Origin of the sequence: Streptomyces milbemycinicus (genome assembly GCF_002154605.1) — a bacterium.
Classification (GTDB): Bacteria; Actinomycetota; Actinomycetes; order Streptomycetales; family Streptomycetaceae; genus Streptomyces; species Streptomyces milbemycinicus.
This window is the reverse complement of sequence record NZ_MUNE01000603.1, coordinates 1-9,447: the sequence shown is the minus strand read 5'-3', so window position 1 is coordinate 9,447 and position 9,447 is coordinate 1. Positions and strand designations below refer to the sequence as shown.

The 9,447-nt window shown below is 69.1% G+C and carries 11 protein-coding genes; 2 read left to right on the top strand and 9 right to left on the bottom strand.

Features of this window, described 5'->3' with window-relative positions:
• The 7 genes from CCN51_RS40200 to clpS form a co-directional block, all read right to left on the bottom strand.
• Positions 1 to 225, bottom strand: a 225-nt coding sequence (locus tag CCN51_RS40200; protein WP_143676034.1) for a pyridoxal-phosphate dependent enzyme, incomplete at its 3' end; no start/stop codon positions are given.
• Entirely contained in the window at positions 225 to 503 is a 279-nt protein-coding gene (locus CCN51_RS40195) for a MoaD/ThiS family protein (protein ID WP_014179253.1), read from the bottom strand. The genes CCN51_RS40200 and CCN51_RS40195, both read right to left, overlap by 1 nt.
• 110 nt (positions 504 to 613) lie before the next feature.
• On the bottom strand, positions 614 to 727 hold the full coding sequence (locus CCN51_RS59740; protein ID WP_014179252.1) for a putative leader peptide: 114 nt from the start codon (positions 725 to 727) through the stop codon (positions 614 to 616).
• Positions 728 to 831: 104 nt separating this feature from the next.
• Positions 832 to 1,257, bottom strand: a complete 426-nt coding sequence (locus CCN51_RS40190) for a M67 family metallopeptidase (RefSeq protein WP_014179251.1) — start codon at positions 1,255 to 1,257, stop codon at positions 832 to 834.
• Between the two features lie 80 nt (positions 1,258 to 1,337).
• Positions 1,338 to 2,795, bottom strand: coding sequence for an amino acid permease (locus CCN51_RS40185; RefSeq protein ID WP_043487501.1), 1,458 nt, complete (start codon positions 2,793 to 2,795; stop codon positions 1,338 to 1,340).
• A gap of 197 nt (positions 2,796 to 2,992) precedes the next feature.
• On the bottom strand, positions 2,993 to 3,706 hold the full coding sequence (locus CCN51_RS40180) for a DUF2017 domain-containing protein (RefSeq protein WP_014179249.1): 714 nt from the start codon (positions 3,704 to 3,706) through the stop codon (positions 2,993 to 2,995).
• Positions 3,706 to 4,017, bottom strand: coding sequence for an ATP-dependent Clp protease adapter ClpS (gene clpS, locus CCN51_RS40175; RefSeq protein WP_043491409.1), 312 nt, complete (start codon positions 4,015 to 4,017; stop codon positions 3,706 to 3,708). The genes CCN51_RS40180 and clpS overlap by 1 nt, the downstream gene beginning before the upstream one ends.
• An 83-nt stretch (positions 4,018 to 4,100) precedes the next feature.
• Here clpS and CCN51_RS40170 point away from each other — a divergent pair, with 83 nt between their 5' ends.
• Both CCN51_RS40170 and CCN51_RS40165 read left to right on the top strand, forming a co-directional pair.
• A complete protein-coding gene (locus CCN51_RS40170) occupies positions 4,101 to 5,435 on the top strand; it encodes a nicotinate phosphoribosyltransferase (protein ID WP_043487500.1) in 1,335 nt (444 codons plus the stop codon).
• 564 nt (positions 5,436 to 5,999) lie between these two features.
• A complete protein-coding gene (locus CCN51_RS40165; RefSeq protein ID WP_014179246.1) occupies positions 6,000 to 6,584 on the top strand; it encodes a nicotinamidase in 585 nt (194 codons plus the stop codon).
• A gap of 79 nt (positions 6,585 to 6,663) precedes the next feature.
• On the opposite strand, the gene CCN51_RS40160 is transcribed toward CCN51_RS40165, so the two are convergent.
• Both CCN51_RS40160 and CCN51_RS40155 read right to left on the bottom strand, forming a co-directional pair.
• Positions 6,664 to 6,975 carry a hypothetical protein gene (locus CCN51_RS40160; RefSeq protein WP_014179245.1) on the bottom strand — a complete coding sequence of 104 codons (312 nt, stop codon included), beginning with the start codon at positions 6,973 to 6,975 and terminating at the stop codon, positions 6,664 to 6,666.
• Between the two features lie 131 nt (positions 6,976 to 7,106).
• Positions 7,107 to 9,447 (bottom strand): immune inhibitor A domain-containing protein (locus tag CCN51_RS40155; RefSeq protein WP_245881770.1); only part of this gene is annotated, 2,341 nt, incomplete at its 5' end.

Below are 9,447 nucleotides of genomic sequence, written 5' to 3'. Positions count from 1 at the left end.
GCCGGTGTTGCCGGAGGTCGGCTCCAGGATGGTGCAGCCCGGTGTCAGCCGGCCGTCCTTCTCGGCCTGTTCGATCATGTGGAGCGCGGGGCGGTCCTTGATCGAGCCGGTCGGGTTGCGGTCCTCCAGCTTCGCCCAGATACGGACGTCGGCGGAGGGGGAGAGCCGCGGCAGCCTGACGAGCGGCGTGTTGCCGACCGCTGCGAGAGGGCTGTCGTACCGCATCAGACCCCGCCGCCCGCGACGGCCGGGAGGATGGTGACGCTGTCGCCGTCGGTGAGCTTGGTGGTGACGCCGTCGAGGAAGCGCACGTCCTCGTCGTTCAGGTAGACGTTGACGAAGCGGCGCAGCTCACCGTCGTTGACCAGGCGCGCCTGGATCCCGGTGTGCCGGGTCTCAAGGTCGGCGAAGAGCTCGGCGATCGTGTTCCCGCTGCCCTGGACCGCCTTCTGGCCGTCGGTGTAGGTGCGGAGGATGGTCGGGATGCGGACCTCGATGGCCATGTGTGGGCTCCTGTCGGAGGGCGGGGATTCAGGGCCCTCCCGGACGGCGTCCGGGGGGAGGGTCGGTGCGCATGACAGCACGCGGGCGTGGGGACGTGACTCCGCGGCGGTCAGGCGGCGGCCCGGCGCGGACACATCGCGCTGGCCAGCCGACACAGGTCGACGTGGAGGCGCGCCACGAGCAGCATGCCCGGCGTCTTCTCGCTCACATCATCGACAACCATGGAGTCATCGTATCGATTCCCCGCCCCGCCCCCGGAGGGCCGTCCCACGATTCGGGCGGATGGCGACCACCATACGAGATGAAGATGCCTCTGGTACGCCTTGACTAGTACGCCTCGACGACCTTGACCTCTTCCTCGGTGACCTCGCCGTCCACGATCCGGAACGACCGGAACTGGAACGGACCCTCGTCGTTGCCGCACTCGGCGGTGGAGACCAGGACATAGTGCGCGCCGGGCTCGTTGGCGTACGAGATGTCGGTGCGGGACGGATATGCCTCGGTGGCGGTGTGCGAGTGGTAGATGGCCACGGGCTCCTCGTCCCGGTCGTCCATCTCGCGGTAGAGCTTGAGCAGGTCGGTCGAGTCGAACTCGTAGAACGTGGGCGAGCGGGCCGCGTTGAGCATCGGTATGAACCGCTCAGGGCGGCCGCTGCCGGCCGGACCAGCGATCACGCCGCACGCCTCGTCGGGGTGGTCGGCGCGGGCGTGCGCGACGATCTGGTCATGGAGGGCCTGCGTGATGGTCAGCATGGCCAAAGAATAAGACGCGCAAAATGCGGCGGGCTCCGGACCCTGAGATCCGGAGCCCGCCCACCGAGACGGTGTGGCCGTTACCTGGCGGCGTACTCCCGCTCCGGGGCCGCGTCGGCCGCCCGCGGGCCGCGGCTCTTGAGGACCGCCCAGCCAATGGCCAGGCACACGGCCCAGCCGGCGCCGACGTACAGCGAGATCCGGGCGTCCTTGTCGTACGCGATCAGGCCGGTGACGAAGATCAGGAAGATCAGCGCGACCCAGCTGAAGATCGCGCCGCCGGGGGCCGGGAAGGACGAGGCCCGGAGCCGGCCGGCGCGCACCGCGCTGCGGTAGCGGATGTGGCTGACCAGGATCATCGCCCAGGCCCAGATGCCCGCGGCGGTGGCGACCGAGGTGACGTACTCGAAGGCCTTCTCCGGGACCAGGTAGTTCAGGACCACGCCGATGCCCATGAGGGCGACGGACAGGGTGATGCCGACGGCCGGGGTCTTACGGGCGCTGAGCTTGCCCAGCGAGGCCGGGGCCTCGCCGTTGGCGGCCAGGTCGCGCAGCATCCGGCCGGTGGAGTACATACCGGAGTTGCAGGACGACAGGGCGGCGGTGAGCACCACGAAGTTGACGATGCCCGCGGCGAAGGGGATGCCGATCACCGAGAAGGCGTGGACGAAGGGGCTCTCGCCCGCCGAGAACTCGGTCCACTTGACGACGGAGAGCAGCACCAGCAGGGCGCCCACATAGAAGATGAGGATGCGCCAGGGCAGGGTGTTGATCGCCTTGGGCAGGGTCTTCTCGGGGTCCTCGGACTCGCCCGCGGTGACGCCGACCAGCTCGACGGCCAGATAGGCGAACATCACGCCCTGCAGGGTCATCAGGCTGTCGCCGATGCCGTTCGGGAAGACGCCGTGGTGCGACCAGAGGTTGGAGACGGAGGCGGTGTCACCGGCGTCGGAGAAGCCGAGGGTGAGCACGCCGAGACCGATCACGATCATGCCGATGATCGCGGTGACCTTGATCATCGAGAACCAGAACTCGACCTCGCCGAAGATCTTCACCGAGATCAGGTTGACCCCGAACAGCACCACCAGGAAGACCAGGGCGCTGACCCACTGGGGGATCGAGGGGAACCAGAAGTGGATGTAGATGGCGGCCGCGGTGAGTTCGGCCATGCCGGTGACCACCCACATCAGCCAGTACGTCCAGCCGGTGACATAGCCGAAGAACGGGCCGAGGAATTCCCGCGCGTACTCCGAGAAGGAGCCGGTGACCGGCCGGTAGAGCAGCAGCTCGCCGAGCGCTCGCATGATGAAGAAGATGACCACGCCGGCGAGGGCGTACATCAGGATGATGCTGGGCCCGGCCTTGGCGATGTTCGCCCCGGCCTTCATGAAGAGCCCGACGCCGATGGCGCCGCCGATGGCGATCATCTGGACCTGGCGACTGCCCAGGCCCCGTTCGTAGCCCTCTTCGGAAGTGGTGCCCACGGCCGCATGGCCGACAGCGTCGTCTCCAGGTCGATCGACCCGCGCTGAGGTCATGGTTTCTTCGCCTTTCTTCCAGTGGGGGGCTGGCGATCGTGAAGATTTACCACGGCCGCAACGCTGATCCACACGGGTAGATGTGCGGCACACCACAGAAAGAAGCGGACAAAAGCCACCTCAGCCAGCAAAAGTCTCGGCCTCGGTGACGCGATCGTTATCCGGACTTGAGCATCCTCTAAACGAACACTCAGCGATCAGGGCATCAGGGTTTCGACGAGGGTTTCCTGGAGTCCGCCGAGCCAGAAGTACGCCATCACCATGGGCTTACGCGGATCGGAGTCCGGCAGCCGCAGCAGCTCGCCGCCGTCGTCCTCGTCGGTGACCTCCAGCCGGGTGCCGATGGCCAGCCTCAGGTCGTTCAGCGCGCCGAGCCACTGCCGGGACTGCTCGGGCGACAGCTCCAGGACCCCCGTCCCGGCCTCCACACCCTCGGTCTCGGGGCCCTCGGCCTCGGCGCCCCCGGCCTCGGCGTCCTCTACCTCGGCGCCCTCTGCCTCCGCCCCGGTTTCCGTTCCTGCCCCCGCTCCCGCTCCCGATCGCGCGAGGGCGTCCAGACCGCGCACCACCGCGAGCGCGTCCTCGCGCTTACGGGCCCGCAGGTCGTTCTCCGTGTAGCGGCGGAACTCGGACGAGGCGGCCTGCGCCGTGGCCTCCTCGTCGGCCCCCAGCTTCCGGCCCGGGCCGCCGTACGCATCCGGGAAAAGCCGGGCCAGCGCCGGGTCCGCGGGCGGCTTGGTGGGCCCCTCGGCGAAAAGCGCGTCCAGCGGGTCGTGCCCCTCCACCGGCTCCGTACCGGGACCGATCAGCTCAAGCAGCTGAACCGCCAGGCTGCGCAGGATGGAGATCTCCACGTCATCCAGGGCCGCCATGGCCCCGCCGCCGGGCAGCGGCTCGAAGTGCCCCGCCATCAGCGGTCCTGCTGGAGGGTCGCCCACAGTCCGTACCCGTGCATCGCCTGCACGTCGCGCTCCATCTCCTCGCGGCTGCCGCTCGAGACGACCGCGCGACCCTTGTGGTGGACGTCCAGCATCAGTCGGTGCGCCTTGTCCTTTGAATAGCCGAAGTACGCCTGGAAGACATACGTGACATAGCTCATGAGATTGACCGGGTCGTTGTGCACGACGGTGACCCAGGGAACATCGGGCTCGGGTACCGCCGAAGGCGCCTCGCTGGACTGGGGACGTTCGATCTCCACCGGTGTCGCACTCACATCCCCCATGCTGCCACCCGGCATGGCACGTCGCATAAACCGGCACCCAGAAATCGTCACTTTGACGAGTATCGGGGGTAGCATCATCGTCTATGAACACCGCTCAACTCGGACTGCCGGTGGACGTGCCCTCGACAGCGCTGTTCACCGACCGGTACGAACTGACCATGCTGCAGGCCGCCCTGCACGCCGGGACCGCCGACCGACGCTCGGTCTTCGAGGTCTTCACCCGCCGCCTCCCCGAGGGGCGGCGCTACGGTGTCGTCGCGGGCACCGGCCGGGTGCTGGACGCCGTGGAGAACTTCCGCTTCGACAGCGACGTCCTGGACTTCCTCGCCGACCAGCACATCGTCGACGAGCCCACGCTGGCATGGCTCGCCGACTACCGCTTCCGCGGCGACATCTGGGGCTACCCGGAGGGCGAGGTCTACTTCCCCGGCTCGCCGATCATGCGCGTCGAAGGCAGCTTCGGCGAGGCCGTCCTGCTGGAGACGGTGATCCTCTCCATCCTCAACCACGACTCCGCGGTCGCCGCCGCGGCCTCCCGGATGTCCGTCGCCGCCGGCGGCCGACCGCTGATCGAGATGGGCGCCCGCCGTACCCACGAGCTGTCCGCCGTCGCCTCGGCCCGCGCCGCGTACGTCGGAGGCTTCTCCTCCACCTCCGACCTGGCCGCCGGGTTCCGCTACAGCATCCCGACCGTCGGCACCAGCGCACACGCCTTCACCCTGCTGCACGACACCGAGCGCGACGCCTTCACCGCGCAGGTCGACTCCCTCGGCAGCGCCACCACTCTCTTGGTCGACACCTTCGACGTCGCCACGGCGGTGCGCACCGCCGTCGAGGTCGCGGGCACCGAGCTGGGCTCGGTACGGATCGACTCCGGGGACCTGCTGCTGCTCGCCCATCGGGTGCGCCACCAGCTCGACGAGCTCGGCGCGAAGAACACCAAGATCGTGGTCACCAGCGACCTCGACGAGTACGCCATCGCCTCACTCGCGGCCGCGCCCGTGGACGCGTACGGGGTCGGCACCCAGCTGGTCACCGGCAGCGGTCACCCGACTTGTGCGATGGTCTACAAACTGGTCGCCCGGGCCGACTCCGACGCCCCGGAGGCGCCGCTGCGCCCCGTGGCGAAGAAGTCCATGGGCTCCAAAATCTCGGTCGGCGGCCGCAAGTGGGCCGCCCGGCGGCTGGACGAGGACGGCGTGGCCGAGGCCGAGGTGGTCGGCAGCGGTGCGGTCCCGCCGGGCCTCGATGACCGGCAGTTGCTGGTCGAGCTGGTGCGCGGCGGCGAGGTCGTGGCCCGCGAGCCGCTGGACGCGGCGCGCGAGCGGCATGTGACGGCGCGGGCCGGGCTGCCGTTGTCGGCGACGCAGCTCTCGCGCGGCGAGCCGGTCATCCCGACGGAGTACGCGATGCGGTGAGCCGTCCGTCGTACGCGGTGGGATGAGCCATAGGCGATGGGGATGGCCCCCGAAGGTCGGGGCCCGGGACCTCTGGGCCCCGGGCGGCGATGCGTGGGGCAGCCGCACACGGGGCAGCCATGCCCGGAGCGGCGCTACGCAGAGTGGCCATACGTGCGAGAACCGTACGCGGGGCGGCCGTACGCGCAGCGCCCGTACGCGGGGCAGCTGTACGCGGGGCGGCCGTACGCGGGGCGCGATGCCGCGCACGACGCATGAGTGCGGCGCATGGTTAGGGCGCACATCAGGGCGCACCGCGGCGCGCCGAGACGGCGTGCGCACCGGCCGATGCGGCGCGTGCGCCCGGCCTCGCGCCCGGCCGCCGTATCGTGCCGGAGCGCGATTCCGCCAGTCCGGCGTCCGGCCCCGGCCCACTCCCGCAAACCTGGCCGAGTGTCTACCCTCGGTGACATCCGCCACAGTCAGTAGATCACCAGCTCACCAGACCGCTTCAGCACACAAAACAGCTTCGGGCCGAGTCGCTTCCCGGTCCTCACCTCTGATCCCAGCCGGAAGGCGCACGCCATGCACCGGGCACTGATCGTCGTCGACGTCCAGAACGACTTCTGCGAGGGCGGCAGCCTCGCGGTCCAGGGCGGTGCGGATGTCGCCGCCGCCATCACCGATCTGATCGGGGAGGCGACGCCCGGTTACCGCCATGTCGTCGCCACCCGGGACCACCACATCGACCCCGGGGACCACTTCTCGGACCACCCGGATTACGAGCGCACCTGGCCGCCGCACTGCGTCGCGGGCACCGAGGGCAGCGGCTTCCACCCGAACTTCGCCCCCGCCGTCGCCTCCGGCGCCATCGACGGGGTCTTCGACAAGGGCGCGTATGAGGCGGCGTACAGCGGTTTCGAGGGGGCCAACGAGAACGGGATGCCGCTGGCGCGGTGGCTGCGCGAGCGCGGGGTGACCGAGGTGGACGTGGTCGGCATCGCCACCGACCACTGTGTCCGGGCCACGGCCCTGGACGCGCGCCGCGAGGGGTTCGCGACGCACGTCCTGCTGGATCTGACCGCCGGGGTCGCCGAGGCGACCACGGAGCGGGCCCTGGAGGAGCTTCGCGCGGCGGGCGTGGAGCTCTCCGGCAAGCCGGTCGTCTGACCCGCGCTACAAATCCGCGCTACAAATCCGCGCTGCAAATCCGCGCTGCAGATCCGCGCCACATCGGGCTACGGCCGGGCTACGCCGCCGCGGGCGGCCGCAGCAGGGCCGCGATGGGGTGCCACAGCTCCCCGACCCCGTACGGCGCCGTGCGCCACACCAGCCCGTCCGGGTGGTGCAGCACCGCCGTGACCTCGTCCGGTGTCGGCGGCGCGCTGTTCCCCCGCAGGTACACCGCCCGCAGTCCGAGGTTGCGCAGCCTGGTCAGGGCGCGCTGGCGGTTCACGGCGTGCACCAGCACCCGTACACCGCCCTCGCCCAGCGGTCGCGGCAGGGTCAGTGCCACGACCACGCTGCCTCCCGGCAGCTTGGTGAATCCTCCGTCGGCCATCTGTCCATGTCCCCCGTGAGACGTCGTGTCAGCAAGAAAGGTCTAGGGGCATCTAAACGCGATCGGCCGCCGCCCGCTAGGGGGCGACGGCCGATGCCGCTCTGACCTGCGACGACGGCAGATCTATTGATCTAGGAAGCGGACGGGGAGACCTGGACGGTCAGCGTGGAGGCGCCCGGAAGCTCCTTCAGGATGCTGATCTTGGTGTTGCTGTCAGCATCCTTCACCCCACCCGTGGGGTTCGACTCGTACCAGTACGTCCCCTTGAGGTCATCGAAGACCGGTGTACCCCGCTTTGCCGGGATCTTCGCGGCGGCGCCGTTCTTGTGGAGCGTGAAGCCGTCCGTCGGGTACCAGCTGAAGGGCGAGTCGTACGCCTGGATGCGGTTGCGCATCAGCGTGCCGTCCGCCCAGGTGTGCGGGGTGGCGTGCGCGTCGATCGGCAGGATCTGGCCGGAGCCGGGGTGCTGGCCGACGTTGTTGTCCGGCTCGGAGGTGTCCCACAGCCAGATCAGCAGACCGTTCTGGTACGGGAAGTGCTCGACCCAGTCGGGCCGGCTGTTGAGCCAGCCGAAGTTGTACGGGCCGACCTTGAGGGTCTTGTCGTACGACACGTACTGGCGGTTCTCCGCGATGTAGTACTGCGGGTAGTCCTTGGTGAAGGACGCCCCGATGCGCGAGAAGCCGTTCGTGGTCCAGCCGTTGTCGTCACCCTCGGCGCCGTCGGTCAGCACCGGCGCGCCGTCCGCCGTGAGAGTGATCGCGTCGGCCGCGAAGCCGGCCTGGGCGACGCCGCCGTCCGTCTGGTAGCGGAAGCGCAGGTCGATCTTCTTGCCCGCGTAGGCGTCGAGCGGGAAGGAGAGCTTCTTGTACGCGCCCGAGGTCCCGGTCAGCGCGGGCTTGTCACCGGCGTCGCGCGGGATGGACTTGCCGTCCGCGGTGCCATCCACCGGCGTCCAGTTGGCGCCGCCGTCCGTGGACACCTCGGTGTAGAGGTAGTCGAAGTTATCCTCGATGTCCCACCAACCCTGAAGGTCCAGGCTCGCCTTGGACTTGCCGGTGAGGTCCACCGACCGGGTGAGGGTGTTCTTGAGGTCGTCGCCCATACCGCTCCACCACTGCTTGGAGCCTTCGGCGGGCTGCGTGATCTTCGTGGTCACGGCCTTGTCGGGCAGCTCGACCACCAGCGCCTGCGGGTTCTTGGTGTTGTACTCGGCCACCCCGAGGGTGTGCCGGGACTTCGTGGCGGCCTTCGCCGTGTCGTAGTCCAGCCAGCCGAGCTGCAGCTTGTCCCAGGCGCTCATATCGCCGGGCAGATCGCCGATCGCGTCCTTGCCGGTGCCCAGCCAGGAGCCGGAGGACATCAGCGACCAGAAGGCCACGGACGACTCGCCCTTGCCGGTGGTGTCGTACTCGTCCGGCAGACCCAGGTCATGGCCGTACTCATGGGCGAAGACGCCGAGTCCGCCGTTCTCCGGCTGCATGGTGTAGTCGCCGACCCAGATGCCGGTGTCGCCGATCTGCGCGCCGCCGGCCTTGTTGTCGCCGGGGCCGGTTTGCCCTGCGTTGGTGCCGTACGCGTACCAGCGGTGGGCCCAGATCGCGTCCGTGCCCTGCGCGCCGCCGCCCGCCGACTCGTCCTCACCGGCGTGGACGATCTGGAAGTGGTCGATATAGCCGTCGGGCTCGTTGAAGTTGCCGTCGCCGTCGTAGTCGTAGCGGTCCCACTGGTCGTACTTCGCCAGGTCCGCTTTGATCTCGGCGTCGGTACGGCCGGCCGCCTTCTGGTCCTTGGCCCACTGGTTGACGCCGTCGCGGATCAGGTCCCAGGCGTTGGCGCAGTTGGTGTCGCCGCAGTAGTTGGAGCCGTAACGGGCCTCGTTCCAGTCGACCTTGACCCAGTCGGAGACCTCGCCGTCCACCGAGTAGCGGCCCGAGGACTGCTTCTCGTAGTACTTCTTCAGCGACTCCTTCCCCTTTTCAGCGGAGAAGTAGAGGTCCTGGAAGTGCTGGCGGTTGTAGTCCTTCTGCCAGGCCGTGCTGTTGTCGTTCGCCCGGTCCGGCTCGGCGATCGTGTTGTGCGCCGGGCCCGGCTCGCCGCCGTACTTCTTCACCGGCTGCTCGGGGCCGTCCGGGCCGTCCGGGTCGTACATGGTGGTGTCGTCGACCTTGTCGCCGAACTCGACCAGGATGGTGAAGATCTTGTCCGTCTTCTCCCGGGCCAGTTCGACGTACTTGCCCTTGCCGAGCTTCACCACCGAAGACGCGCCGCGCCGGTCCGCCTTCGCGTCCCCGGATATGACCTGTTGCAGCGCCTCTTGCCGCTGCGCCTCCTGCTGCTTGCTGTAAGGCCCGGCCAGGTCGTGCTCGACGTCGGTCTTCGCGGGCGCAGGGTCGCGTCGCTCAACGCGCGTAGACGACCCATTGTCCGCCTGGGCTATGCCTGCCGACAGCCCCGCCGCGCCGAGCGCG

What these genes read in the sequence shown, in the direction of transcription:
- CCN51_RS40195 (WP_014179253.1), bottom strand. Translation starts at nt 503, where the DNA reads ATGGCCATCGAGGTCCGCATCCCGACCATCCTCCGCACCTACACCGAC.
- CCN51_RS40185 (WP_043487501.1), bottom strand. Translation starts at nt 2,795, where the DNA reads ATGACCTCAGCGCGGGTCGATCGACCTGGAGACGACGCTGTCGGCCAT.
- CCN51_RS40160 (WP_014179245.1), bottom strand. Translation starts at nt 6,975, where the DNA reads ATGGCCGACGGAGGATTCACCAAGCTGCCGGGAGGCAGCGTGGTCGTG.
- CCN51_RS40180 (WP_014179249.1), bottom strand. Translation starts at nt 3,706, where the DNA reads ATGGCGGGGCACTTCGAGCCGCTGCCCGGCGGCGGGGCCATGGCGGCC.
- CCN51_RS40170 (WP_043487500.1), top strand. Translation starts at nt 4,101, where the DNA reads ATGAACACCGCTCAACTCGGACTGCCGGTGGACGTGCCCTCGACAGCG.
- clpS (WP_043491409.1), bottom strand. Translation starts at nt 4,017, where the DNA reads ATGGGGGATGTGAGTGCGACACCGGTGGAGATCGAACGTCCCCAGTCC.
- CCN51_RS40165 (WP_014179246.1), top strand. Translation starts at nt 6,000, where the DNA reads ATGCACCGGGCACTGATCGTCGTCGACGTCCAGAACGACTTCTGCGAG.
- CCN51_RS40190 (WP_014179251.1), bottom strand. Translation starts at nt 1,257, where the DNA reads ATGCTGACCATCACGCAGGCCCTCCATGACCAGATCGTCGCGCACGCC.
- CCN51_RS59740 (WP_014179252.1), bottom strand. Translation starts at nt 727, where the DNA reads ATGGTTGTCGATGATGTGAGCGAGAAGACGCCGGGCATGCTGCTCGTG.